This window comes from Kangiella geojedonensis, from assembly GCF_000981765.1.
Classification (GTDB): domain Bacteria; phylum Pseudomonadota; class Gammaproteobacteria; order Enterobacterales; family Kangiellaceae; genus Kangiella; species Kangiella geojedonensis.
In genome coordinates this window covers 363395-389893 of record NZ_CP010975.1, presented here as the reverse complement: position 1 = coordinate 389893, position 26499 = coordinate 363395, and the positions used below count along the sequence as shown (strand labels likewise).

At 44.0% G+C, this 26499-nt stretch carries 28 protein-coding genes; 10 read left to right on the top strand and 18 right to left on the bottom strand.

The genetic code is table 11. The features are described 5' to 3' along the window. Nucleotides 1-15 precede the first annotated feature (15 nt). Nucleotides 16-981, top strand: a complete 966-nt coding sequence (locus tag TQ33_RS01865) for a hypothetical protein (RefSeq protein WP_046560560.1) — start codon at nt 16-18, stop codon at nt 979-981. An 8-nt stretch (nt 982-989) separates the two neighbouring features. On the opposite strand, the gene slmA is transcribed toward TQ33_RS01865, so the two are convergent. From slmA to coaBC, 3 genes are read right to left on the bottom strand one after another with little or no spacing between them, the layout of a single operon-like run. Further along, complete coding sequence (gene slmA / locus TQ33_RS01860) at nt 990-1583, bottom strand: nucleoid occlusion factor SlmA (RefSeq protein WP_046560559.1); 594 nt, start codon at nt 1581-1583, stop codon at nt 990-992. A gap of 33 nt (nt 1584-1616) precedes the next feature. Then, the gene (locus tag TQ33_RS01855; RefSeq protein WP_046560558.1) at nt 1617-4100 is read right to left on the bottom strand and encodes a phosphomannomutase/phosphoglucomutase; all 2484 of its coding nucleotides are present in this window, start codon (nt 4098-4100) and stop codon (nt 1617-1619) included. Between the two features lie 36 nt (nt 4101-4136). Further along, entirely contained in the window at nt 4137-5342 is a 1206-nt protein-coding gene (coaBC, locus tag TQ33_RS01850) for a bifunctional phosphopantothenoylcysteine decarboxylase/phosphopantothenate--cysteine ligase CoaBC (protein WP_046560557.1), read from the bottom strand. A gap of 274 nt (nt 5343-5616) precedes the next feature. Here coaBC and radC point away from each other — a divergent pair, with 274 nt between their 5' ends. From radC to TQ33_RS01810, 8 genes are all read left to right on the top strand, one after another. Further along, a complete protein-coding gene (gene radC, locus TQ33_RS01845) occupies nt 5617-6291 on the top strand; it encodes a RadC family protein (RefSeq protein WP_046560556.1) in 675 nt (224 codons plus the stop codon). A gap of 187 nt (nt 6292-6478) precedes the next feature. Continuing rightward, on the top strand, nt 6479-6715 hold the full coding sequence (gene rpmB / locus TQ33_RS01840) for a 50S ribosomal protein L28 (protein ID WP_046560555.1): 237 nt from the start codon (nt 6479-6481) through the stop codon (nt 6713-6715). Nucleotides 6716-6726: 11 nt separating this feature from the next. Beyond that, the gene (rpmG, locus tag TQ33_RS01835) at nt 6727-6882 is read left to right on the top strand and encodes a 50S ribosomal protein L33 (protein ID WP_018624044.1); all 156 of its coding nucleotides are present in this window, start codon (nt 6727-6729) and stop codon (nt 6880-6882) included. Nucleotides 6883-7020: 138 nt separating this feature from the next. Then, the gene (gene mutM / locus TQ33_RS01830) at nt 7021-7830 is read left to right on the top strand and encodes a bifunctional DNA-formamidopyrimidine glycosylase/DNA-(apurinic or apyrimidinic site) lyase (RefSeq protein WP_046560554.1); all 810 of its coding nucleotides are present in this window, start codon (nt 7021-7023) and stop codon (nt 7828-7830) included. Between the two features lie 143 nt (nt 7831-7973). Next, nucleotides 7974-8390 (top strand): ExbD/TolR family protein, encoded by a 417-nt coding sequence (locus TQ33_RS01825; RefSeq protein ID WP_046560553.1) that lies wholly within the window; start codon nt 7974-7976, stop codon nt 8388-8390. Nucleotides 8391-8574: 184 nt separating this feature from the next. After that, nucleotides 8575-8988: an ExbD/TolR family protein gene (locus TQ33_RS01820; protein ID WP_046560552.1), complete on the top strand. Its 414-nt coding sequence runs from the start codon at nt 8575-8577 to the stop codon at nt 8986-8988. An 81-nt stretch (nt 8989-9069) separates the two neighbouring features. Further along, a complete protein-coding gene (locus tag TQ33_RS01815; protein ID WP_046560551.1) occupies nt 9070-9435 on the top strand; it encodes an MmcQ/YjbR family DNA-binding protein in 366 nt (121 codons plus the stop codon). Continuing rightward, nucleotides 9432-9731, top strand: coding sequence for a DUF3301 domain-containing protein (locus TQ33_RS01810; RefSeq protein ID WP_046560550.1), 300 nt, complete (start codon nt 9432-9434; stop codon nt 9729-9731). Before TQ33_RS01815 ends, TQ33_RS01810 begins: the two co-directional genes overlap by 4 nt. Here TQ33_RS01810 and TQ33_RS01805 read toward each other — a convergent pair. The 15 genes from TQ33_RS01805 to TQ33_RS01735 all read right to left on the bottom strand — a co-directional run bounded on the left by TQ33_RS01805 (nt 9728) and on the right by TQ33_RS01735 (nt 23619). Further along, a complete protein-coding gene (locus TQ33_RS01805) occupies nt 9728-10483 on the bottom strand; it encodes a patatin-like phospholipase family protein (protein ID WP_046560549.1) in 756 nt (251 codons plus the stop codon). The two genes, TQ33_RS01810 and TQ33_RS01805, sit on opposite strands and share 4 nt — an antisense overlap. A 49-nt stretch (nt 10484-10532) precedes the next feature. Then, nucleotides 10533-10796, bottom strand: coding sequence for a YfhL family 4Fe-4S dicluster ferredoxin (locus TQ33_RS01800; protein ID WP_046560548.1), 264 nt, complete (start codon nt 10794-10796; stop codon nt 10533-10535). 93 nt (nt 10797-10889) lie between these two features. Next, the gene (gene coaD, locus TQ33_RS01795; RefSeq protein ID WP_046560547.1) at nt 10890-11372 is read right to left on the bottom strand and encodes a pantetheine-phosphate adenylyltransferase; all 483 of its coding nucleotides are present in this window, start codon (nt 11370-11372) and stop codon (nt 10890-10892) included. A 24-nt stretch (nt 11373-11396) separates the two neighbouring features. Then, the gene (locus tag TQ33_RS01790) at nt 11397-11807 is read right to left on the bottom strand and encodes a hypothetical protein (RefSeq protein WP_046560546.1); all 411 of its coding nucleotides are present in this window, start codon (nt 11805-11807) and stop codon (nt 11397-11399) included. Between the two features lie 22 nt (nt 11808-11829). Further along, nucleotides 11830-13215: a coniferyl aldehyde dehydrogenase gene (locus tag TQ33_RS01785; RefSeq protein ID WP_046560545.1), complete on the bottom strand. Its 1386-nt coding sequence runs from the start codon at nt 13213-13215 to the stop codon at nt 11830-11832. A gap of 78 nt (nt 13216-13293) precedes the next feature. Continuing rightward, on the bottom strand, nt 13294-14268 hold the full coding sequence (locus tag TQ33_RS01780) for a hydrolase (RefSeq protein ID WP_046560544.1): 975 nt from the start codon (nt 14266-14268) through the stop codon (nt 13294-13296). 18 nt (nt 14269-14286) lie between these two features. After that, complete coding sequence (gene hemE, locus TQ33_RS01775) at nt 14287-15354, bottom strand: uroporphyrinogen decarboxylase (protein ID WP_046560543.1); 1068 nt, start codon at nt 15352-15354, stop codon at nt 14287-14289. Between the two features lie 100 nt (nt 15355-15454). Further along, entirely contained in the window at nt 15455-16864 is a 1410-nt protein-coding gene (locus TQ33_RS01770; protein ID WP_046560542.1) for an SPOR domain-containing protein, read from the bottom strand. A 13-nt stretch (nt 16865-16877) separates the two neighbouring features. Continuing rightward, nucleotides 16878-17984: a 3-dehydroquinate synthase gene (gene aroB, locus TQ33_RS01765; protein ID WP_046560541.1), complete on the bottom strand. Its 1107-nt coding sequence runs from the start codon at nt 17982-17984 to the stop codon at nt 16878-16880. A gap of 8 nt (nt 17985-17992) precedes the next feature. Further along, a complete protein-coding gene (aroK, locus tag TQ33_RS01760; RefSeq protein WP_046560540.1) occupies nt 17993-18517 on the bottom strand; it encodes a shikimate kinase AroK in 525 nt (174 codons plus the stop codon). 94 nt (nt 18518-18611) lie between these two features. Then, nucleotides 18612-20774: a type IV pilus secretin PilQ gene (gene pilQ / locus TQ33_RS01755; protein ID WP_046560539.1), complete on the bottom strand. Its 2163-nt coding sequence runs from the start codon at nt 20772-20774 to the stop codon at nt 18612-18614. A gap of 10 nt (nt 20775-20784) precedes the next feature. After that, entirely contained in the window at nt 20785-21342 is a 558-nt protein-coding gene (locus tag TQ33_RS01750; RefSeq protein ID WP_228640316.1) for a pilus assembly protein PilP, read from the bottom strand. Between the two features lie 2 nt (nt 21343-21344). Beyond that, on the bottom strand, nt 21345-21956 hold the full coding sequence (locus TQ33_RS01745) for a type IV pilus inner membrane component PilO (RefSeq protein WP_046560537.1): 612 nt from the start codon (nt 21954-21956) through the stop codon (nt 21345-21347). Beyond that, nucleotides 21956-22552 (bottom strand): PilN domain-containing protein, encoded by a 597-nt coding sequence (locus TQ33_RS01740; RefSeq protein WP_046560536.1) that lies wholly within the window; start codon nt 22550-22552, stop codon nt 21956-21958. The genes TQ33_RS01745 and TQ33_RS01740 overlap by 1 nt, the downstream gene beginning before the upstream one ends. Next, the gene (locus TQ33_RS01735; protein WP_046560535.1) at nt 22552-23619 is read right to left on the bottom strand and encodes a pilus assembly protein PilM; all 1068 of its coding nucleotides are present in this window, start codon (nt 23617-23619) and stop codon (nt 22552-22554) included. Before TQ33_RS01735 ends, TQ33_RS01740 begins: the two co-directional genes overlap by 1 nt. A 254-nt stretch (nt 23620-23873) precedes the next feature. Here TQ33_RS01735 and TQ33_RS01730 point away from each other — a divergent pair, with 254 nt between their 5' ends. Continuing rightward, entirely contained in the window at nt 23874-26438 is a 2565-nt protein-coding gene (locus tag TQ33_RS01730; protein WP_052735160.1) for a penicillin-binding protein 1A, read from the top strand. The last annotated feature ends 61 nt before the right edge of the window (nt 26439-26499 follow it).

Below are 26499 nucleotides of genomic sequence, written 5' to 3'. Positions count from 1 at the left end.
TACAACTGGAGTACTATGAGTCTGAAACATTTATTTTTATTTCTCACTCTTGTCGTTGCGGCTACAGCTGTTAATGCGAAAAACTTCTACCGTTTCAAAGACAGCAATGGACGCCTTGTTGTTAAAGATTACCTTCCTAATTCAGCCTTAAAGTCTGGATATGAAGTTATCAATGAAAGTGGACGTTTGATCGAACGCGTCCCGCCTATGATGACTGACGAAGAAAAGCAAGCTGAGCGCATTCGCCAAGAAAAACTTGCCGAACAACAAGCCAAAGAGCGCAAAGCGCGCCTTCACGACCGCATGCTACTTCGTCAATATAGAACTATTGACGATATAAAGCGCACTGAAGAGAACCAAACCGCCTCCCTTGAGATTAACATCTCAATTTTGCAAGGTCATAATAAAACCTTAGAAAAAAAGCTATCTGATCTTCAGTCCAGTGCCGCTGACTATGAGCGCAAAGGTCAAAACGTCCCTAAATCTATTTTGAGCCAGATCAGCGCTACAAAAGAGCAAGTTAATGAAAACCATGCTTCTATAGAACGTTACCATTCACAAGTAGAAACCATTCGAGAACAGTTCAAAAACGACCTAGTACGCTTTAAAGAGCTTCAAGCTATGCGAATGGTTGAGCAGTATGCTAGGGATCAAAGGTCTTTGCCCACCGCTACAAAGGTTCTATGCAAAAACACTCTAAGTTGTGAACGCTCTTGGAAGCTCGCACAAATATTTGCCCATGAGAATGCTACCAATAAACTCGAAATCGTGACGGATAGTTTAATTATTTCCAGCAAACCAAAAGCAGAGGATCACATCGGGCTTTCAATCACACGAATTCCCGCCAAAGAAGAGTCCATGCAGATCGTGCTAGAAGTTCAATGCACTGATAATGAAGCTGGAAAAAAACTATGCAGCAGCAAAGAAGTCTCCCAGCTTAAACAGGATTTTGTTGAATACATCACACAAAGTGATATCTAAGCTCTACATCAATCAACTGCTGTAATAGATTGCAGCAGTTGCCATTGATTATCCCAGCTTGCTAATGGGGATTGTGCAAAATCAGTTCTGACATACTGCAGTATTCTTCCCTCAACAACAGCTACCAATAAATTTGCACGGCTTCCTATTTCTGGTGTGTACTTGCCCTTTGTCGCCACTTCATGCTGACGGAAAAGTTGTTTAATCTGGGTCTCAACTCGATTGAACAACTGGCTAATACGTCCGCGCAAACGCTCATGCTCACCAGACAAAGCCTCTCCTGTGAGTAATCGACAAATACCCGGGTTTCGGCTTGCAAAGGTCAAAATAAGCCCTAACGTTTGCTGGCATTGTGTATCCAGGTCGGCTTGCTCTTTAGCGATCAGGTTCATCCGAGAAAAAATCGCTTCTTCAGTAAACTCTATTAAGCCTTCAAACATTCTAGCCTTACTTGGAAAGTGTCGATACAAAGCTGCTTCAGAGACTCCTACCTCTTTTGCTAACTTTGCTGTTGTAATACGTTCCCCAGGATCTTTTTCAAGCATTAGTGCTAAAGCTTGCAAGATTTCATTCTTTCTCTTCGATGAATTTCTTGTTGTCATGTGTCTCTCAAATTTGTGTTTTATAAAATTTTTCTAAAAGTTAAGTTTTAGTTTAGGTGCTATTTTTAATAATTGTTTCCGTAAAGTATCTCTTACCGCTTCTAAAGATACTTCATTATCGGCTTCAAATTTTACTACGATGCTTGGAGTGGTATTTGATGCCCTCGCGAGTAGCCAGCGATGTTTATAATCGACCCTCAAGCCATCAATAGTCGTGACTTCTCCTTCGCCAAACTCGCCTTTCGCAATTAGTGCCTTGATTAACTTAAACTTCACCTTATCAGGAACCGGCACATTAATTTCTTCAGATGATAAGCCTTCTGGCAACTCTTCAAACACCTCTGACGATGTTGCTTCTGAACGGCACAATATTTCTAGTAATCGAGCAGCCGCATACAAAGCATCATCAAAACCATACCAGCGTTCATTAAAGTATAGATGCCCACTACCCTCACCGCCGAAAGGTGCTTCAGTTTCACGCATTTTAGCTTTCATTAGCGAGTGTCCGGTTTTCCACATTAAAGGCTGTCCGCCAGCTTGCGTAATGACATCTCTTAGGAAACGAGTACACTTCACATCATAAATAATCTCAGCGCCAGGATTTCGCGTCAGAACATCTTGCGCGAACAACATCATCAAGCGGTCAGTCCAAATGACTTTACCCTTGTTGTCGACAACACCAAGGCGGTCACCATCACCATCAAAAGCCAAACCAATATCAGCTTTTTCAGAGGTGACCATCTCTATCAAGTCATTTAAGTTACTGGCAGAATTTGGATCTGGATGATGATTAGGGAAGTTTCCATCTATTTCGGTATACAAGCCAATAACCTCACAACCAAGGGCTTGTAACATCTTAGGTGCCACTTCACCCGTCACTCCATTACCACAATCCACAGCAACCTTGAGTGGCTTATCCAACTGAATGTCTGAAGTTAAACTTTCAAGGTAATTTTGCTCAATACTTGACTCGCTTAAGCTTCCCTTACCGTTAAAGAATTCCTGCATTTGAATACGCTTCAAAATGTCTTGTATATCTTTTCCGTATAAGGTCTCACCAGCCAGTACTACTTTCAAACCATTATGCTCAGGAGGGTTATGACTGCCCGTAATCATTACGCCAGAACGTGAGCCCAAGGTATGGGTCCCAAAGTATACTAACGGTGTCGGCACCATACCTAAGTCAATCACATCACGGCCACTGGCCAACAAACCTTCCGTCAACGCTCTGTGTAATTCTGGACTCGATAAGCGACCATCACGTCCAACAATCACACTCTGCTCGCCACGAGAATAAGCTTCACTGCCGATAGCCTTGCCGATGACATACACCGTTTCATAATCCAGGCTCTCCCCCATAACACCCCGAATATCATATTCGCGGAAAATGTCTGGATTAATTCTTTGTGAAGCCGCATCTTCATTCACATCTTTAGCCATAGTAGGCTCGTCGTCACTGCCAAGGTCAGATTTATTGTCAGCAGCCTCATCAGCTTGGCTAGCGTCATCCTCAGGGTTAATCAGTGGACGGGCTCGACGCTTTTTATCAGCGTCCTCTTTGGCTTCCTCAATATCAATGTCATCATCCACACTCTCATCTTGCTGAAGTGGTGCAGGATCTCCTGAAGCTCTGGAAAAGCCGGCGGCGAGCTCATTAAAGAAACTCAGCTGATACTTTTTATGAGTTACAGAACTATCCTTAACACCTTTGATGAAATGACGCGCATCACTACTAAATAGACGTTTCATGCTTAACAAAGGCATTAGCCCCACAATCAAAAAAGCAACGACTGCAGCGATAAACAATAATAATGGTAACTGACCAGCGTCGGTAGTTAGAGCACCTACCCGTTGCCATAGCGCCAGTGACCAGTTGGCTCCAAAGGTCGGTGACTCAATGAGAGGCGCACCCTCGGCAGGCTCACTCCCAACAAAAGCAACAACATGAGATGTATTGCCAAAGCTCTGTCTAAGCTCCAAGCGGCTTTGACTATCAGCTTTGCCCAGCAACGCTTTAATTTGTGACAAGCTGACTGTTGCTAACACCAACCTATCGTCACCCAGTTTTTCGGTAAAAGCGATATAATCGGGTTGGCCATTTTTAAGGATCAGTTCGGGAGGAGTCGGCTCTCCTTGCTCGGTTTTTCGTAATAAATCAATAACGACATGAGTAATGGCTGGAGTTGCATCATTAGCGGGCTGTATGGATGCATTTTCAAACACGACAACCTGCTCGAGTTGCGGCACTTGCTTTTTTATCTTTTCAATGACTTCACTATTGTCTTCTGCAAACACAGACTGGCTTGCTAAATCCAGTGTAGCTTGAATCTGCTCAATTCTTTGCTCGATTAAATTGGCTCGCTCAGCGGTTCGAGACGCCAATAACTGCTGCGCCTGCTTTTCCAAAGGATCTTGGATCCCTAGGTAATAAAGACTTGCAGAAACCCCCACTAAGATCACTAAACCAATAACTAAAGGAACAATAAAAAAGCTGGCTAAACTCTTACCCTTTGTCATTAAAGACTCCTCACACTCCTGAGTGCTCGCTAATTATTAAGATTGGCGAACTTTATCAATTAATTGTATTAGCTCTTCAGCAACCAGCGATTTACTTGCTGGGCCTATCGCCTGTTGTTTTACGTCATTATTATCACGATAAAAAACCTGTAGTTCATTATCATCGCAAGAAAACCCTATATCGCAACGACTCACATCGTTTGCACAAATCATGGTAATCCCCTTGCGTTCCATTTTAGCTTTAGCATATTCGCTAACATTCTGCGTTTCAGCAGCAAAGCCAACACAGAAAGCCCCACTCTCTTGTGCCGCCCATTTTAAAATATCAGGGTTTTGCGTCAGCTCCATGACCAAACCATCATCACCGGACTTTTTCATCTTTTCGCTAGCAACTTCTTTTGGCTTGTAATCCGCCACCGCTGCACAAGACACAAATACCGATTCGCCTGAAACAGCATCTTTGACGCCGTCCAGCATAGACTGCGCACTTTCGACACTAACTCGGTTAACCCCAAACGGTGTCGCAAGACAAACTGGGCCACTGATCAGGGTCACTTTGGCTCCCGCACGAGCTGCGGCTTCCGCGATAGCATACCCCATTTTTCCAGAGCTACGGTTCGCCAAATAACGGACAGGGTCTATTGCTTCTACAGTAGGCCCTGCAGTAATGACCCAGTGTTGACCGTCTAATGTTTTGGGGTAAAAAAATCGTTCGACATGTTGTAGCAGAGCTTGCGGCTCTAACATTCTTCCTGGGCCAACATCGCCGCAGGCTTGGTCACCTGAATCTGGGCCCCAAATGCTGATGTCTCGGTCTAAGAGTGTCGCCACATTAGCTTGCGTTGCTCGGTTAGCCCACATTTGTTGATTCATTGCTGGCGCAATTACCACTGGTGATGCAGTTGCCAAGCATAATGTGCTCAACAGATCATCGGCTGCTCCAGCGACCAGCTTCGCCATCACATCCGCTGTCGCCGGCGCAATCAACACCAAGTCTGCCCAGCGAGCCAACTCAATATGCCCCATGGCCGCTTCAGCATCAGGATCAAGCAAATGCTCATGCACGGGGTTGCCGGTTAAGGCTTGAAAGGTCATCGGTGTAATAAAGGCTTGCGCGCCCTTTGTCATGACGCAACGAACCTCCGCGCCTGCTTTAATCAGCAAACGACTCAATTCAGCGCTTTTGTACGCAGCTATGCCGCCCGTTATTCCTAACAGGATTTTTTTACCTTGCAAACTCATGCTAACCGATTGATTTAACTTATAATGACTTACAAGTTTACGCTTTTACGCACAAAAATTATAGTCATATTCTTAATTACCTAACTCAATAAAAACCATACACTCTTCCTACCTAATAGCTACCTTTTGTCATTAACAGGACACTCTTACACTTAACGACTAAATCTATCGCGCCTAAAAGCCTGTTAATCGAGGTCTTAGAAGAATAGCTGATGTTGTTCAAACAGTGACTCATGGCAAATCTAGTTAAAATCTAACCACAGCAGGAAGTGACATGAAAATAATGGAATGGCCAGCACAGGAAAGGCCACGAGAACGCCTACTCAGAAACGGCGCAGAAAGCCTATCCGATGCAGAATTATTGGCAATTTTTCTACGTACCGGAACCAAAAGTCATAATGTTGTTGATCTATCACGCCATTTACTTAAAGAGTTTGGTGGACTACGACAACTACTCGAAGCCAACCTAAAAGAGTTTACACATCAACCAGGCATGGGCAATGCAAAATTCTGTCAGCTCCAAGCCAGTCTAGAGTTATCCAAGCGCTACTTGCAACAAAGTCTTCAACACAATCAAAGCTTTAGCTCACCGGATGATGTGCGAGACTTCTTATCATCGCTCCTAAGCCGTCACAAGCGCGAACAATTTGTGGTGCTGTTCCTCAATAATCAGCATCAACTTCTGGTTCAAGAGACCCTGTTTCAGGGCACAATAAATAGCTCAGAAGTGCACCCAAGGGTTGTGGTTGAGAAGGCCCTGAGTTATCATGCCGCCGCAGTGATATTGGCGCACAACCACCCCAGTGGTTGCTTGGAACCCAGTCCTTCCGATCGGCATATTACCGACCGCATCCGACAGGCTCTCCAGCTAGTAGACATTCGAACGTTGGACCACATTATTATCGCGCAAAATAAAAGCTACTCCTTTGCGGAACATGGCTTAATTTAAATGAATACGACATTTACTCATGGTTTCGATGATTTTTCGTGAAAAACCTGAGTAAATTGGGCTTTTATTGCCAGTTTAGTTGTCAAGGCGACGGCTTTCTGGTATAAAGTGCGCCCTATTTGAAGAGTCGCGGTGGGTTAAGACATTCTCCCCCGCAATGTAATGATTATTTTTTGGAGGCTATATCATGGCTAAAGTTTGTCAGGTAACAGGCAAGCGTCCAGTGACAGGAAACAACGTGTCACACGCAAAAAACCGTACAAAACGTCGTTTTTTACCTAACTTGCACACTCACCGTTTTTGGGTTGAGTCTGAGAAGCGTTTCGTCAAACTACGCGTATCAGCAAAAGGTATGCGCATCATCGATAAGAAAGGTATCGAGACTGTGCTTACTGAATTGCGTGCTCGTGGCGAAAAAGTATAAGGAGCTGAAAGATGCGCGATAAAATCCGTTTAGTGTCAAGTGCTGGTACAGGTCATTTCTATACCACTGACAAGAACAAGAAAAACATGCCAGGCAAGATGGAAATCAAAAAATTTGATCCAACCATCCGCAAGCATGTGATTTATAAAGAAGCAAAAATTAAGTAATTTCAAAAGCTTAATCTAGCTTTACAGTTTTCTGCCTCCAAGAAAACGTATACAAAAGCCCAGTTAACGCTGGGCTTTTTGTTATTCTGCACTACAATATTCGTCATTACTCTTAAATCAAACCAATCATTCATTACCATGCCCGAATTACCCGAAGTTGAAACCACAACTCGAGGACTTGCCCCTCATGTTACAGGGCAAACAGTCACCACAGTGAATATCTATCAGCCTCAACTGCGCTGGCCGATTCCTAAAGAGCTCACACAGCTTGAAGGCCAAACCAGTGGCGATATCACACGCCGCGCGAAATACATGCTGTGGAACTTCCCCCAAGGCTCGGTTGTGATGCACCTCGGTATGTCCGGCACCATGCGAGTGGTCGATGCAGAAACACCACTCAAGAAACATGACCACTTTGAAGTAGTTTTTGCAAACGGTAAAGCACTCCGCCTTAATGACCCGAGACGTTTCGGGGCTGTTTTATGGCAAGAAAAAAATACAGAACTGAGCATTATCCAATCTCTTGGCCCAGAGCCTTTAAGCAACCACTTTGATGGTAACTACCTCCATCAAAAACTCGCTAAGCGCAAAGGCGCTATCAAAAACGCGATCATGACTAACGCGGTGGTCGTTGGCGTTGGTAACATCTATGCTAGCGAGTCGCTATTTTTAAGTGGCATTCACCCCAAACGTGCCGCCAACCGCGTCAGCAAAGAACGTTGCCAGCTACTCGCCAATAATATAAAGCTAGTGCTTAAAAAAGCCATACAACAAGGCGGCACCACCCTGAAAGACTTTACGCAAGCTGACGGCTCTCCAGGCTACTTCGCGCAACAGCTGAACGTTTATGGGCGCGAAGGCGAGTCTTGCGCTCAATGCCAATCTATCATTAAAAATATGACACTAGGGCAACGTTCTAGTTTCTACTGCCCAAAGTGTCAACGTTAAAGAACATAGCCGTCTAAATTGCCAACCCCCTCTTTTAGCGCTATATTGAACTTAAGCGCTGGTCAGATGACTGCGCAACAGTCATCTCCAGAGTCGTTGATATAACATCAATAACTATATCTACCAGAACCAAGGGGTGCTCTATGAAAAAATCTCGTCGTGGGTTCAACAGCGATACTGAAAACAATAAAGTCGACATGACTTCGATGCTCGACATCATCTTCATTTTATTACTGTTTTTCATCGTTACGACCAGTTTTATAAAAACTGACAGCTTAGAGGTTTCACAACCAACGACTCACTGCGAGAAAAATTGTGATAGTCAATCTCAGCCGTTAATTTTGACCATTGATGCGCAAAACCAAGTGTCTTTTAATGAGCGTATTATTGATGTTGAGGCGATACAGGCCAATTTAGAGAGTCAGTTGGTGAACGATATACAGGCGCCTCTTATCGTACGAGTGCATGCTGACGCTCATAACGTGACCATGGTATCTGCGGTCGACCAAGCCAATAAAGCTGGTATATCAAGCGTTAGCGTTGCTCCATGGCAGGACTAATGACTCAACTTCACAGTTAGAGGTACGATTTGCTCTTTTTTACACAAATTAGGGTAGACATTTAAGACTGGATCACATTTAATGTGGCGGTTATACTTTAACGATTACTTTAAACAATGCCGCCTTTGTGGGCCAAATACTTTTATTTAAAAGTAGCAAAAAGTGCGACAGGATAAGATATATTATGCGTAGAAAACATAGAGAAGACGAAGATACCGCGATTGACATGACGCCGATGCTAGACATCGTATTCATCATGTTGATCTTCTTCATTGTTACCACGTCATTCGTCAGAGAAGATACGGTTGAAATCTCGCGTCCAACGACGAACCAAGATACAACGCCACCAAAGAACCCACCACCATTGATCGTGGTTTCTATTGATGAGCAAAGCAATGTGTTCATGAATGACCGTTCTATTGACCCTGAAGCGATTCGTGCAAACATTGAAACTCAACTCGCAGCGGACCCACGCTCGCCAGTACTGGTTCGTGTTCACGAAGAAGCAGTTAACAATGTCTTGGTAACGGCAGTTGACCAAGCCAACGCTGCTGGCGTCTCCAAAGTGAACGTAGCGCGCTGGATTACAGGAAAATAATCCTGTAAAGACCTTTAAAAAGGCGGCTTATGTCGCCTTTTTTATTGCCGGCTTTTTATTGCCAAGATAAAGACTATCGACATGTTCAAAACCTTAGAACAATTTTGCAGTAAGCTCCCAGGGGCTGAGTTTGATCTCAAATGGGATAGCGAACGCACCTACTGTATTGCTGACAAAATGTTTGTGGTTTTCTGTCCAGACACAAAATCTAGCGATGACATTAAGCATGTATGCTTCAAAGTATCACCTGCAGACTTTTTAGCACTCACAGGCAGGTCCGGTATCGCCCCTGCGCCCTACCTGGCTCGATATCATTGGGTTTCAGTAGGCGCTGACAATGCCTTAACGCAGAAAGAACTGGAAACACTCATTAAAGGTTCCTACGATATGGTTTTTTCCAAGCTGACTAAAAAGAAACAACAAGCGATTTTAAGTACAAGCTCATGACCAACCTACTTGTAATTTTAGCCATTGCTCTAGCCGTTGGCGTTTGGATCAATATACGTCGGGCCCAAGAAGCGGCATATAAAGCAGCTCAACGAGCCTGCCAAGAGGCCTCTGTTCAGAACCTAGACGGGTATGTTGCGTTAAAAAAGCTGTATTTCGATAAGAACGAAGAAGGACGCCTGCGCTTTCTCCGACGTTACCAATTTGAGTTCGCCACTGATGGTGCTCAGCGTTACACAGGACATATTGTGATGCAGGGAAAATGGCCAGTTATCGTTGAAATGGAGTCCGTTTAAACCGCTAACGCGATTTTAGCGTCATCCCCAACCTCTCGCCCTAAAGCTCTTTTGGTCGCTTTGTAGGCCGCTTCAAAGGCTTGTGGACCGACATCCAGCTTTGTTGGGCCACTTCGAGGCAAATCAAACAACTGTAGTGTAGTCATATTAGCTCTAGCAGGCACTTCTAACGCCTTAGCGCCTTTTTTACGCCATGGCGAGACTGATACAATATGATGATAGAATACCCGCTCATCATTTCTCACATCGGCCAACGCAGGGCGATCTTTAATCCCGCCATCGAGTAAGCGATAACCGTTATAGTGAATGGGTTGAAACAAGAAAGGAATCGCACAGGATGCATAAATCGCTGGAATCAATTCACCACTATTAATAATGATGGTTGATTTTGACTTAATGTCATACGCCGATAAGGATAGTTCAGCTCGACATTCTTCAAACCGCTCTACTGGCAAAATGTCCTTTAAGATGGCTTTAAACTTTTGCCCTTTGAGCAAGCCCCAACCAAAGCCTGGATCCCAAAAATCCTGACGTTTTAGCTTAAACAAGACAGCCTTCAAGTCACTCGTACTCATTCCAGCAGCCCAGCAACTGGCGACTAACGCTCCTGCGCTAGAGCCGGTGAGACGCTGTGGCAATAGATTGTCTTCTTCTAAGGCACTGAGCATGCCTGTGTGTGCAAAAAAACTAAAGAAGCCAGAGGAGAGGGTTAAAGTGAAAGGTTCGGCGGCAAGCCATTCTCTAAGAATCATGGGCGTGTATTTATAAAAACCACTTATTAGTCATAGTCAGTCGCACGACCTAGACTTCGACGTAAGCCTCACCGGTTAAATTTTCATATTTTATAATAAGCTGCTCTTTGGTCTCTTCATGCTCTTCGTCCAAAGGAATACAGTCCACAGGGCAAACCTGTTGACACTGTGGCTCATCATAATGTCCAACACATTCCGTGCATTTGTCGGGATCAATCTCGTAGATCTCCTCACCCTGATAGATCGCGTCATTAGGACATTCAGGTTCGCAAACATCACAATTAATGCATTCGTCTGTAATTTTTAGCGCCATACGTTATTTATACCAAGTGTTCTAAAAAAATATCATCCATCACTGTGTGAATGAGCATCTCTATTATCGCTTATATAGTAAACAAGTTCGAGGCTATTCTGAAAATTTCTTCTGTAACGCTTTTTGGACGATAGGATCAACAAAAGCCGTAATGTCACCACCTAACGATGCTACCTCCCTGACTAGGGATGATGAGATATAAGAATACTTTTCTGAAGGCGTTAAGAAGATAGATTCTAAGTTAGGATCCAAGTGTCGATTCATGTTGGCTAACTGGAACTCAAACTCAAAGTCGGATACCGCTCGTATTCCACGAAGTATGGCTAGCGCGTCTTTTTCCTGCGCGAAATGAGCCAGTAAGCCATTGAAACCTTCAACCTCAACCTGAGAATTCCCTTTAAAAGTTTCACGAACCATGCTCACCCGCTCTTCCAGAGTAAACATTGGCTTCTTAGAAGGACTTTCAGCCACAGCAATGATAACCGTGTCGAATAATCGACAGGCTCTTTTCACAAGGTCCATATGGCCTTTGGTGATAGGGTCAAAAGTCCCTGGATATAAAACAATTTTTTTCATAAATAGTCTTTGTTTCTGTGAAGTCTAATAGGGCTTGATGGTTAACCCGTCAAAATTGCCCACCTCAATAAGAAGCTCTTCATGGCTTCCGGGTGATACTTGTACGCGATGCACGGCATAAGAATGTCCACACCCATCTTTGCCCATTTGCACAGAAATCACATGCTGCCCCTCAATCAAGTTAAGCGTTACTTTCTGTCCATTATCTAAGCTAGCCATCTCGTTGCCGTCAACCAATATACTATAGGTACAAGCGATGCCCGTAAACTGACTAGCTCGCACCACAACTACGGTACCTTCAAAATCTGATGCAGCCCGATTCCAGACAGACTGATTAAACACTTGTTCCGCTGAGACTTCCTCAGCACTCTGTGGACTCGTGGTTGCACACCCGAACGTCAGCAATAAAGTCACAACCATCAATAAAATTCGCATTACCCATCACTCCTTCTATTTTTTATCTTTTCATTAAACCCAACAAAAACTTAGCCACTTTAGACTGTGGTGGATACATCAACTTAGTACCGGCAAAGCGGCTTTGCTTAAAAATACTCTTTGCTTTTGAGAAGGTCTTAAAACCTTCTTCCCCATGATAGTGCCCCATGCCACTAGCACCAATTCCCCCAAAAGGCAGTTCCTCTTGGCTGACATGAAAAATCGTATCGTTTAAGGTGACACCACCAGACATGGTTTGTAGCATATAGTCTGACGTCACCTTCTTGTCATGACTGAACAAGTATAAAGCCAGCGGCCGTGGCTGGTTGTTAATATAATCAATCACCTGGCTATGATCATCATAACCAATCACGGGCAGCATCGGACCAAATATTTCTTCCTGTCGGACCAACATTTCATCAGAAGTATTAAGTACCATAACTGGTGGCACCTTTCTTCCCTGCGGCTCAATGTCGTCCAATAGAGGAACAATGTCAGCTCCTTTTTCTATCGCATCGTTAAGTAGCTCATTGTACCGTTCAAATTGCTTTTGCGATGATAAGGCAGTGTAAGCTTCTTCTTTCCAGTTGGGGTAGAAACTTTTAGCTTTAGATTTCAGCAAAGACATAAACTCATCTAACTGATCTCGGTGGACAAACACATAATCAGGAGCTAAGCAGGTTTGTCCAGCATTTAGTAGCTTACCAAACAGTAAACGCTCGACTGCAACTTTCAATGGGAAGGAAGGGTCAATAATCGTCGGCGATTTTCCGCCCAGCTCTAAAGTCACTGGCGTCAAATTCTCACTCGCCGCTTTCATGACGTCTCGTCCAATTCGGCCAGAGCCTGTAAACAATAAGTGATCAAAAGGTACTTTTGAAAAAGCTTCACCAACTTCTGGGCCGCCATTGACCACACGAACCCAATCCTTACCAAGGTATTGATGGCAAAGTTCAGCAAAACGATGACTAAACGCAGGCGTAAACTCCGACATTTTTAGCATCACTCGATTTCCCGCCGCGATAGCGCCGATTAGAGGCCCTAGAGCTAAGTAAAGAGGATAATTCCATGGCACTATGACGCCCACCACGCCCTTGGGCTGATACATAATGCTGGCTTTGGCTGGCTGAAACCAGATGCTAACACCCCGATTTTCAGGTGACATCCAGTTACCGAGTTTTTTCTTGGTATGACTGATTGACTTTAAAGAAGGATAAATTTCTGCCAACTCGGTCTCAAAAGGTGAACGGTAGCTAAAATCTTCGCTGATGGCTTGAATTAACTCAGACTCATTTTCCTTTAATAGACGAGTCATCTGTTTCAGTTTTTCAAGGCGTTGCTTTATCGTTGGATAGGGCTCAGCAGCATGGCTCTTTTTTAGGGCTTGAAATTCAGCGTTTAGATCCATAGCGAAATACTTTTGATTTCAATGAGTTAGTTATCATAGCTTAGCAGAAACCCAAGCTAAAACCTAATGGGCTGGTGCTTATAAGAAGCGGTCAAAATAGTTCAAGATGGTTTGCTCTAAGTAAAAGCTCACCCCTTTACTGGTAGGTGCAGAAACAAAACCGACATGACCACCATGCTCACTGATTAATAACTCTAAGCTATTAGGCAACTGATCTTCTTTTGGAATGATCTCAGGCGACATAAAAGGGTCGTCCGCGGCATGAATCACCAACGCGGGCTTCTTAATGCTACCTAAATAATAAATACTGGATGCGGTACGGTAGTAATCCTCAGCATCTTCAAATTCATTCAAAAAAGAAGTCACTCGGTTATCAAACTCGCGAAATGAATTTATCGCCATGACGTCTCTTGGCGACATATTTAATAGTTCCAACAAGCGCTCCGGCGTAAACTTATTCACGATACGCTTTTTCATTGAGTTTAAGAGGTAGAACTTATAAATTTTAGAGAAGCCTTGCTCAATAGAGTCGGCGCAAATCGATAAGTTGAATGGCGTTGACACCGCACAGCCAGCATCAATTCGAGCCTTTTCTTCGTTCTCACCAAGCCACTTAAGCAATACATTCGCGCCTAATGAGTACCCCGCGACAAACAGCTTTTCAGGCGAGTGGCTTTTGTGAATCTCTGTGATCACTTCATCGAGGTCTTCACTGCGACCTGAGTGATACGTTTTGTCGAGGCGGTTCATTTCCTCACTACAGCCACGCCAATACACCAGCACACCACGCCAGCGACGCTGTTGAATCTGAAACAACATACGACGCAAATAAGGAGAATCAATATCACCCTCAAGCCCATGAAGTAGCACCACTGTTGGCGCATCTCGTTCGGGGTTGACCCAGTCCATGTCGATAAAATCACCATCACTCAACTCTAGCCTCTGCCGCGTTAATTTTGGCAAAGGTAGCTTCGGCGCTAGGGGCGCCCAAAACGTTTGTAGATGTCGATTCTTTAACCACCAAGGTGGATCAAAGTGGCTTTCCTTAAGCATATAACCTATTTGTATCGTTTATTGATGATATTTCTTACTCAACTCATGCACAGCGTTAATAAAGACACCGGCTTTTTCAGGGTTCACCGTTTGATGTATCCCATGCCCTAAATTAAACACATGTCCATTGCCATGTCCATAACTAGCTAAAATAGTCTCGACTTCTTCACGGATTCGCTCGTCAGAAGCATATAACATCGAAGGGTCCATATTCCCTTGCAATGCGACCTTACCAGCGACGCGTTGACGCGCTTCATTCAAATCAGTCGTCCAGTCAACGCCAAGGCAGTCGCAACCTGTCGCAGCCATTAAATCTAGCCACTTACCTCCGCCCTTTGTGAATAAGGTCACGGGAATTCTCTGACCATCTTTTTCACGCGTTAAGCCGTCCACAATTTTAGCCATATAACGCAGTGACAACTCTTGGTAGTCACGCGGAGTAAGTACGCCACCCCAGGTATCAAAAATCATTAATGCTTGCGCGCCAGCTTCAACTTGGGCATTAAGGTAAACAATAATTGAATCAGCGAGCTTATCGAGCAACTGGTGCATAACCGCTGGCTGCTCGTACATTAAACCTTTAACTTCGGAGAAGTTTTTAGTCGTGCCACCTTCGACCATATAAGTCGCCAGAGTCCAAGGGCTGCCAGAAAAACCAATTAACGGCACACTACCTTTGAGCTCACGGCGAATCGTACTCACAGCGTCTGTCACATACTTCAACTCTTGATGTGGGTCGAGAATTGGTAATGCCTTCACAGCTTTCTCATCTCGCACCGCTTTTTTGAACGCAGGCCCTTCTCCCGGAGTAAAATACAAGCCCAGCCCCATGGCATCAGGGATTGTCAAAATATCCGAAAACAAAATTGCCGCATCTAAAGGATACCGACGGAGAGGTTGCATCGTTACTTCGCAGGCCAGCTCAGGGTTCGTGCATAAATCCATAAAACTGCCGGCTTCTGCTCTGAGTTGACGATATTCCGGTAGGTAACGCCCTGCTTGGCGCATCATCCAAATGGGGGTGCGGTCAGTCTCTTGTTGCAGAGTGGCTTTGATGTAACGGTCATTAACGAGTGGGTGGCTCATAAAGTCTGTAAATTGGTGTTTTGATGGCGGCTATTATAAAGGTTACGCCGACTGAAAACAGCCAAATTCTTTATTTGTTGCTATATATAGTAGGATTCTATTAGTTTGCGTCAGGTGAAACTTCTTGGCTGATTGCTGAAAGCTGACGTATCCAAGGCTTTTGTGCCAAGATTTCAGGGGGTAACGACTCTACAGCCTGCTTGGCTTCAGCGCGTGTATCAAACGCTCCCCATAAAACTCGGTATCGAATTTTTCCATCTAAATCTGCTGGATACACATAACTATCAGCCAAGTCTAACGATGCCTGGAAACTCTTTGCCGCCGACTCTTCCGAGTGTGAGAAAAGCTGAAGACTATAGGCATCTTGCGAGTGTGTCGAAAGCCATTGGTTAAAACTTTTTGTACTATTTGTGCTCTTCTCAACAGGCGTTTCTTTCTTGGCCACTTTTAGCGCAATAGATTCGATTGGATCTGCGGTTTGAGCCGCTTCTTCGACTTCACTTTCGGTTAGAGTGTTGTCAGACTCAACATTTTTTTCGGCGACAGGCTCATTAACAGCAACCAATTCGTCGTCTCGCTTATTACTCTCAGCTCCCGAAGGCTCCTGCTCCGCAAAAGACTGATCGTTTACCTTTTCCGGCGACACAACAGTTTTATCAGCAGCGCGCTCATCAGCAGTTTCTAAATCCTCAATGGCGAGCTCGTTTAATTCATCTAGTGCAGGTTGTGCAGTATCATTGGCAGTTTGCTCTACGGCAGATTGCCCTTGTCCGGCTTCGTCTTCCTCCCCTCCCATACTGATGGCTAGAGAAATAATAAGGACCAAAGCCGCGGCGGCTAAACCGGCTGTCATGTACCAACTTTTATTGGCCCTTTCAAAGTTTTCACTACTTTCTTGACCCGAAAACAGTTTACTTAAATTTTTCTTAGCCTGCTCAATAATATCTTTAGGTAGCCCCTCGCTTGAATACCAAATCGTATCACTTTGCATTGGTGAAACTTGAGCATACTTGGGTTGATCTTGGAGCTGCTTCTGTAAAAATTCGAAACAATCTTCTTTTGAAAATAAGGGCAACTCAACACGGCGCTCAGCAAATTCATCAACGCGGTCACTAATACCTGGTTCAGCAAGTAGCAGCCAATAAACGTTATCAGTAGGAACGGTAAGCTTTTGGAGTAATAAGGTTGAAGCCTCATGAGCATCATCAATAATGACGATCATGGGTTTATCTGGGGCTTTAGGTAGCTGAGCTCGAATTTGCTGGATAGTACTTAACGGGTGAACTTGCACAATCTGGCAATCAATAGTTTCATCAAGCACGAGTTTCTTTTCGAAAATCTTTCCGAAGGATGATTTGCCAGCACCAAACTCCCCTTCCATAACGGCATAACCACCATTAGGAACCTGATACTTAATAAGGCTCATCAACCTTTTCCAGCTCGATGGCAAGAAAAGTACACGATTATGCTTTTCAAAAACGTTTGGATTCAGTGACTGTGAAAAAGCCATTTAAGTCAGCGCCTTATGCTACAAGTGACTCAAGATTACGTTTTAAATATTGCTCGACGTCTTGAGACTTTACAGAATGCTTTATAGTAACTTCACCAATAGATTTTGGCAAAATCAGAGTGAGATCTGCGTCAACATTTTTTTTATCCAACATCATTGCAGACACTAAGTCATTATGAGTTAACCGCTTTTCGTAACCTGCGAGGGTCGATGGTAGGCCCAAACGGGCTATTAGTGACTGAATCCGGGTGACATCCCCTTGGCATAAAAGGCCGCTTGCCTCCGCATACTCGGCCGCCATAACCATTCCAATAGCTACCGCTTCGCCGTGCAATAACTCACCATAGCCCAAGCAACGCTCTATAGCGTGCCCGAAAGTATGACCCAAATTCAACCATGCTCTAACGCCTTGCTCTTTTTCATCTAACCCTACAATTTCAGCTTTAATTGCACAAGAGCGTTCGATCATAGTAATCAATGCATTTTCTTCGTGGCTTAAAATTTCACTAGCACAAGCCTCTAACCACTCAAAGAAATTAGCATCATAAAGCAGGGCAGCCTTTATGATTTCGGCTAGACCAGCTTTAAATTCTCTATCAGGAAGGGTCTCTAAAGTGTCTATATCGGTAATAACCCGGCACGGCTGATGGAAAGCACCAATCATATTTTTACCTAACGGGTGGTTTACAGCAGTTTTACCGCCAACCGACGAGTCAACCTGAGACAATAGCGTTGTCGGAATTTGAATAAATGGAATTCCGCGTTGATAGGTTGCAGCAGCAAAGCCTGCCATATCTCCCACAACACCGCCACCCAAAGCGATCAGAGTGGCATTTCGTCTTAAACCAGCTTCTAGCATGGCATTTAAGATTTTGTGATAGTTTTCAAATGATTTATGTTGTTCACCATCATTTAACAAAAACACATGACACTCAAACGATTCTAAGCCACTTTTAAGACTCGCCAAATATAAAGGAGCCACGGTGTCATTAGAGACGATGAAGACTTGGTTGCCTTGGATAACTGACGTGAGATGGGATTTATCGGCAAGAAGGTTCTTACCGATAAGTATTTGATAATCTGAACTTTTTGAGGATAACTTTAAATCAAGACTTTTCAATGCTACGACTACGCAATGGGTTGTTCCATCAACTCAACGATTTCTTTAGCAACAGACTTCACAGAACTTATGTTAGTAGCAACTGTTAAATCTGCGATTTCAGTATACAGTGGCTCACGTTCCTTCATCAGATCTTCAAGGGTATTCTTGGGATTACCGTTTTGAATAAGCGGACGACGTTTATCTCGGCGAGTCCGCTCTAGCTGTTGCTCAATAGAAGTTTCCAGATAAACGACAACTCCACGCGCAGCAAGGTGGTTACGACTTTTGTCCGATACGACTGCTCCACCACCAGTAGCAAGCACTATGCCCTGCCTTTCCGTTAACTCTTCAATTATTTTTTCTTCACGTACGCGGAAACCTTCTTCACCTTCGATATCAAAAATCCAATCGATAGGTGCGCCAGTGCGTTCCTCAAGCTCATGATCGCTATCCACAAACTCAAGCTTTAAGATTTCAGCTAACTGCTTACCAATGGTAGTTTTACCTGCACCCATTGGTCCCACTAGGAAGATATTGCGCTTACCTTTCATTATTAACGTTGAACTCTTTTATTAACCAAATATTAAAAACCAAAAACCCAGGCACGCGATTATACCCGGGTTTTTAGTATTTGGGTATGACTGTCTAATATTTCAAGCCTTCTTTAATAATTTTCGGTGTGACGAAAATTAACAGCTCTTCTTTAGCATTCTCTCTAGAAGTATTACGGAACAACCAACCTAATAACGGAATGTCTCCTAAAAGCGGCACTTTAGTTTCATCTAAAGTAACTCTGTGCTGGAATATTCCACCAAGAACGATTGTTTCTCCGTTATCTACCAAGATTTGGGTACCAATTTCTTGGGTGTTAATTGCTGGAGCTCCGCCAACAGCTTGACCATCCGCTGTAGTGAACACGACTTCCTCACCTCGAGTATCTTGGCTGATTGACAGATCTAAGAAGACACGACCATCAGGAGTAATTTGTGGCGTTACTTTTAATTCTAATACAGCTTCTTTAAACTGAATATTTGAAGCACCTGAAGAACCACCTTGTAAGTATGGAATTTCTTCACCAGCCTTAATAAAAGCTTCTTTCTGGTTTGCAGTAATAACTTTCGGGCTAGCGACTACTTCACCGCGGTTTTCAGCCTCTAAAGCAGAAAGTTCCATATCAATAATCAAGCCATCTGCCAATCGAGCAAAAGACAACCCTAAGCTACCTGCAGCATTACTCACTGGCAAGTTAACATTAAAACCGCCATTTTGTGTTCTTTGACCATCGACTGAGCCATTGATACGACCTGCATCTTGGACAGTACCAGAAACTCCAACTTCGCCTGAGTTCATGGCATCGCTTATACCAAAGCGAGCACCTAAATCTCTAGTAAAGCCATCTGTCGCAGTTACAATTCTTGCTTCAATAAGCACTTGCTGAACCGGGATATCTAGCTGCTCAACTAACCGTCTTACGTCTTCAAGTTTCGAAGAGACATCTTTCACAATTAGCGTATTGGTTCTTACATCAACTGATACCGCCCCTCGCTCAGACAAAATCCCAATCGTCGGCTCGTCGCCTGAACCACTAGAGTTTAACAGTGCTGCCACTTCTGTTGCTTTAGCATAATTAACCTGTATCAACTCAGTTCTAAGTGGAGCTAACTCTTCTTGCTGCTTATTAGCTTCAAGTTCTTGTTGCTCACGAGCAGCAATCACATCCGCAGGGGCAATCATCATGACATTCCCGTCCTGACGTTTATCCAAGCCTTTTGATTTCAAGATGATATCCAGCGCTTGATCCCAAGGAACATTGACTAGATTCAAAGCCATCGATCCTTGTACGTCATCACTAATAACAATGTTGATGCCGGCGAAGTCACCCAAGGTATGAAGGATTGCTTTCAGGTCCATGTCTTGGAACTGAAGCGTTAATCGTTCGCCCGTATATTTAGGTTTTTCGCGTTCACGGCGTTCAACTTCTTGCTTTGTTAGTGGCTTTAACTCAATGGTATAAAGGTCATCAGCTTGATACGCGAGGTATTCAAAGGCATCTGTTCCTCTAACGGTCAGCCTTACATTATCCCCGCGTCTTGATGTTTCGACGAGCTGGGCCGGCGTACCAAAATCAACCACATCAAGTCGACGAATAAAGCTAGGGTCAATGTCACTGCCGATAAAATCAGCAATAACATTGCGTCCTTCTTGACGAAGGTCAACATTAACATTCGAAGCCCCAAGGTTTACTAATACTCTAGCTTCCCCCGCTGTGCCACGACGGAAATCTACACCAGCGATGTCATAATCAGAACCTGTATAACTTGATGAAGTACTTGGCTTAGATTGCTGAGCGATAGCTCCAGAAGTTCCTGCATCCAAGGTAATAACGAAATCACTACCCTCAACTCGACTGTTGTAAGAAACCAATTCAGATAAATTAATCACTACACGCGTTCTATTCTGCGCTTCAACAGCAGTTATGGAGCCCACAGCACCAATACCAATATCTTTAGTTTTATAACCAAGTCCAGAGTCTACTCCGGCAAAATCCATAGAGATCCTTGCTGGGTTTGCCGTGGTAAATTCCTGCGGTGTCGGCGGAACATCCGTATAGCTCAAACGAACCATAAGTTTATCACCAGGCAATACATTATAATCTATTGCCTGCAGTTGGCTGGCGTTAACGCCCCAAGAAAACAGCATCAGTCCGCACAGCGCGACACAGCTTTTCATAACTTTCTTCATCTTTATCAACATAGTCGTTTTACCCAAGTCTGACTTGTTCATCCGTTTTTCATTTATAATACGCATATTCAGCCCCTCACTGCCCTATCACTAGGTATTGTGTGCGGTTTTCCCAACAGCCTCTACCATTCGGAACAATTGCTTCAATGGTGATTTGATTGCTATCAATCTGACTAATGCGCCCATTGTTTAGACCAATATATTCACCGACATGAACCGGCTGAATAACACCAGCACTATCACCGCTGAGGATTTTAACCAACCCGCGCAATTCTCTCTTATTCGCAATCATACCGGAGTACTGCAAAGCATCTAATCCGTATTTCTCCATTTCAAATTTTTGGCGATTTGGATCAGGTCTTACATCAGACTCGCAATCACCATCTACCAGCATTGAGCTAGACTCATGCTCTGGGTCCAGCTTAGCAAATGGACTGCGTAAATCTTGAGCCGAGTAAGTAAAGGGCTCATAAGCCACTACCTTAGGTATTGGCTCAATACTCTTCTTTGTTTCGCTTTTGATCTTTTGTATTTTTTGATCTAGCTCTTTCATGCCGTCGTCTTCACAACCACTTAATGCTGTAAGCGTTAGTACTGCAAAAAGAAGGATGTTAGTTTTGTTTAAGATTTTCACTATTATCCCTCCTCTGACTCATAACGGTATGTTTTAGCTAATACACTAAAACTTAAAAGCTCATTATCACCGGCCGTTTGGCTAGTATTTCTACTGCCTTTTACCCCAGTAATAGTGAAACCATGGAGAGTTACAATTCTTGGTAATTTAGAAACCCGGCTAACAAAGTCTGCGATTTGATGATAAGTTCCGGTAGCAACAATTTGTATAGGTTTTTCTATGTAAAACTGTTTTTTCGACTCGTTCAAATACTTGTGCGAAAGTAGCTCAACGCCAGCGCCAGATGCGGCATACGAAATTTCATCCAGTAATCCGGGAATTTCAGTATTTTTAGGGAGTTGCTCCAGAAGGCCTTTAAAGGTTTCCTTCATTTCAGCCATTTGTTCCCGATATGCCTCAAGATTAACAGCCTTTTCATACTCGCGCTTATAATCCTGCAAAAGTTGCTCTTGTTTTCTTGCTTTAGACTCTAACTCACTAAGTTGTTCGCTAGTATCAAAGTAGTAACCAAGCCCCAAGACCACAAACATCGCAAGTGCTATAAAAACAATTTTTCCAGGAAGCGGCCAAGAACCAATATTATTAAAATCTTGATATTGACTTAAGTCAGCCATTACTTAGTCCCCTCTGTTTTCTTTTGCCCAGGAATAACCTGTTTGGCCTGCAGAGTGAAGTTCTGGGCAGGCAATCCTTTCGTTTGCTTCTGTACATCTTTTAGCGCACTAGTTTGCAAGCGCTCCGAGCTGTCCATTTTACGCATAAACTCTGAAATTCGGGGGTTTGTCTCGCCTTGGCCAGTAAAAACCAAACTGTACGTAGCAGTATTCCCAGCACCAGTAACCGTTTCGTTTCGTTTCCAGGTGGATAAATTAATTCCCTCAGGAGTCACTCGAACTAACTCATCAAACATTCGGACAACTTCAGGGCGACTTTGTTGTAAGTCGGTAATCAAGTCCATACGCTTAATGAGCTCTTCTTTTTCTTTTTTCAGTTTCTCAATTTCCTGAGTTTGCTTTTTTAGCACGCCTATTTCAGTGTTGAGCTTACTAATACGGTCATCTTGCTTTTCAATACGAGCGCTCATCACTTGATTCACCAAAAACCAAATTAGCACTGCTAAAATTGCCATTAAAGCAAAAGTAATCCAAAACTCTTTATTGCGTTCCTGGCGCAACTCTTCACGCCAATCGAGTAAGTTAATACGAGCCATTAGTCAAAACTCCTTAATGCTAGTCCACAGCTTATCATCATTGCTGGCGCATCCGCGCTCAATGCTTGTGTGTTCACATGAGATGAGATAGACATATCGGCAAAAGGGTTAGCCACACGAGTCGGAGTACCTAAGTGCTCTTGAATCATGCTATCCAGGCCATCAATCGAGGCACAGCCACCTGCAAGAATCACTTCATTTACTGAGCTGAACTCACTGGCAGAGAAGAAGAACTGCAGAGCGCGCCCAACTTGCTGCGTAATAATCTCAGCAAAAGGCATCAGTACTTCAGTTTCATAATCATCCGGCAAACTACCTTGCTTCTTCGCAAGTCCGGCTTCTTGGTACGACAGTCCATATCGACTCTGAATCTCTTCGGTTAGCTGGTTGCCACCGAATAACTGCTCACGGTTATAAATAACTTGTCCGTTTTGCAGTACATTGAGACTGGTCATCGTTGCGCCGATATCAATTATCGCCACCACAGAATCTTCAAGGTGCTCAACCGTCTTCTTTTTCGTCAATTGATAAGCACGCTCAATGGCATAGGCTTCGATATCAACGATTTTTGGTGATAAGCCGGCAATATCCAAAGCATCAACACGCGTATCCACATTCACACTACGAGATGCGGCCAATAAGACGTCAACTAAGTTATCGTCATTCGCAGAATCCCCTAACACCTCGAAATCAAGGTTCACCTCTTCAAGAGGGTATGGAATGTATTGATCGGCTTCAACTTTGATGACATCTTCCATTTCTTGATCAGAAAGGCCTTTCTCCATTTGTATGGAGCGAGTAATCACTGCGGAGCCAGACACTGCAACAGCGGCATCTTTTGTTTTTGCGTTCGCTTTTTGAACAGCTTTCTTTATTGCATTACCAACCGCTTCGGTATCACGAATATCACGTTCAACAACAGCGCCTTGCGGTAATGGTTCGACAGCATATCTATCAACTCTGTATCGACCACCTGACTTACCAAGCTGTAAGACTTTAACTGCAGTCGAGCTGATATCAATACCTATCACTGGTACTTGTTTATTTTTGAATAACCCCAGAACCATAAATCCTATGCCTCATTAAGTTGGTTCAACACAGTCCATTTGTTCGTTTTATCTTATATTGATCTCTAAGACATGTCCCCAAGAAAGTGGATACAAATCCACATAAAAGTTAAACTTTTTTGTTAACTAACACTTCTAAGATACTATATTTACACTGATTTACAAAAAAATTCAGCCTTTTTTTTTAGAAAAGGTATACTGGTACTCAATTCGCAAACCAGCTGTAACGCTTCACAATAAGTCTTTCAAAAAAAATGACCATCAATATATTGAAGAAATTAGCCCTATTTGTGATTTTTATCACAATATTTGTGGTTATGACCATTATTGGCGCTTTCCTCTATGCGACTCCGCAAGTGCCAGAAATCGACTCGCTGAAAAATGTAAAATTACAAACGCCCATGCGCATTTTCACCCAAGATGGCAAGCTAATCGGTGAGTTTGGCGACGTCAGACGTGAGCCGGTTACCTTTGAACAGATCCCTGAAAGTTTCATTAATGCACTGGTTGCGACAGAAGATCAACGTTTCTACGAGCATAGTGGCGTCGATTTCAAAGGGTTGTTGCGAGTTCTAAAAGTAGCAGCAACCACTGGGGAATTCTCAGAAGGCGCCAGTACGCTCACCATGCAAACAGCTAGGAATATGTTCCTCACCAGAGATCAGCGTTTGAAACGTAAGCTGATTGAGATGTTTCTCGCGGTAAGAATGGAGCAAGAGCTCTCGAAACAACAAATTCTTGAGCTTTACACTAATAAAGTTCACTTCAGCCACCGCGCTTATGGTTTAGCTGCTGCCTCTGAGGTGTATTACGGTAAACACTTAAGCGACCTGACTTTACCGGAAGCGGCGATGATGGCTGGGTTGCTTAAAGGTGAGTCTGCTTATAACCCCATCTCCAACCCTGAGCGAGCTTTAGGTCGTCGAAACTTGGTTCTGAGTCGAATGCTCAGTGAAGGCTACATTGACCAAGATGCTTATCAGTTAGCCATAGAAACACCACTAACCGCGACAAAGCATGCTGCCGACCTTGATGTTAGCGCTCCCTACGTAGCAGAAATGGTACGTCTTGATGTCATTAATCGATTTGGACGCGAAACTGCCTATAATCATGGCCTTGATATTGTCACCACTATTGATTCGAAGCATCAAGAAATTGCTAACAATGCGCTACGGCAGGGCTTATTAGAGTATGACCGTAGGCATGGGTACAAAGGTCCTGAGCAACAGATAGAGGACTTTTCCAGTAAAGAAACACAACAACTCCTACAGATACTGAACAACACCCCAACCATTGCCGATCTAGAGCCAGCTATCGTTCTTGAGGTCGGCGACAAAAGTGTCAAAGCCCTTACCAAAGAAGGGTTAGACATCACCATACCTTGGGAAGGACTGAATTGGGCTGCAAAGTTTATTAGCGACAGTCGCATCGGCCATAAGCCTAAAACGGCTTCAGAAGTAGCCTCTGCGGGCGATCTAATTCGAGTCATCAAGGTTGATGACCAATGGCAATTAAGCCAAGTCCCTGAAGCTTCGGCAGGTTTTGTGTCGATTCGCTCTAAAGACGGTGGCATTACCTCGTTAGTCGGTGGCTTTGACTACTTCACCAACAAATTTAATTTGGTCACCCAGGCGAGACGCCAACCCGGCTCAAACATTAAGCCCTTTATCTATGGTGCAGCCTTTTCGAAAGGGTTCACTCCGGCCAGCTTGGTAAACGATGCACCTTATGTCAAAGTGAATAACGAGATTGATGAAGTATGGCGGCCACAAAACGATAACCTTAAATACAATGGGCCAACCCGTCTTCGAGTCGGGCTGAAACGTTCCATTAATACCATTTCTACCCGACTAATAGACAGCATCGGGCCAGCCTACGCTGAAGATTATTTGGTTAAAATAGGCTTGCCCGACGAGCACATGGATCCCTACCAATCGTTAGCGCTGGGAACTGCTAGCTTTACACCATTAGAGATGGCGACTGCATACGCGGTTCTAGCCAATGGTGGCTATCAAGTCGAACCTTACTATATTGAGAAGGTGACCACGTCTTATGGTGATATTTTGTATCAAGCAACACCTAAGGTTGTTTGCGAGTCCTGTGAGCAAATCCGGATCAACAACCAGATTAGGGAAGCGAAATACAAACCGGAAATTCGTAACTATCCAGAGTTACCACTTCCAGAGCATAAAATTGCGAAAGAAGTTATTGACCCGCGTGATGCCTTTATTCTTTATGACATGATGAAGGACGTCATTCACAGCGGAACGGCTACCACTCAGCTTAAGCGCCGCGGTAGCTCGTTATTAGAGCGCCATGACTTAGCGGGGAAAACGGGAACAGCGAATGATTACAAGGATGCCTGGTTCTCTGGCTTCAATGATAAGCTTGTTGCCAGTGCTTGGATGGGCTTTTCCGACCACCGGCGTAGCTTAGGTCGCTACGAATATGGTGGTAAGGCCGCATTGCCGATCTGGGCATCTTTTATGGAAAAAGCATTAGACGGTGTTCCAGAACAAGAAATCATTCAGCCTCCGGGCGTCGTCTCCGCTAAAATCGATCCGGAAACAGGAAAATTAGCCGCTCTGGGCCAACAAAATGCAATATTTGAATACTTCCGTGATGATAATGTTCCTTCGGAGATCAGCCAGAGCTCTACTGATTTTGGCCGACTGTATAACGGAAATCGTTCTGACGAATCGGAGAACGATACCGACAACCTTGAAAAAGAAGAGCTCGATCAGCTGATAAACTCAATCCAAGAAGACTCGCTTGATGAAGAGCAAGAAGAAGAACCGGAGCCTAGCTCGATATTTTAAACACCCCGTACAGCGCTTTATACGCACACTTCACATCAAAAAAAGCTTGCGAACATAAAAA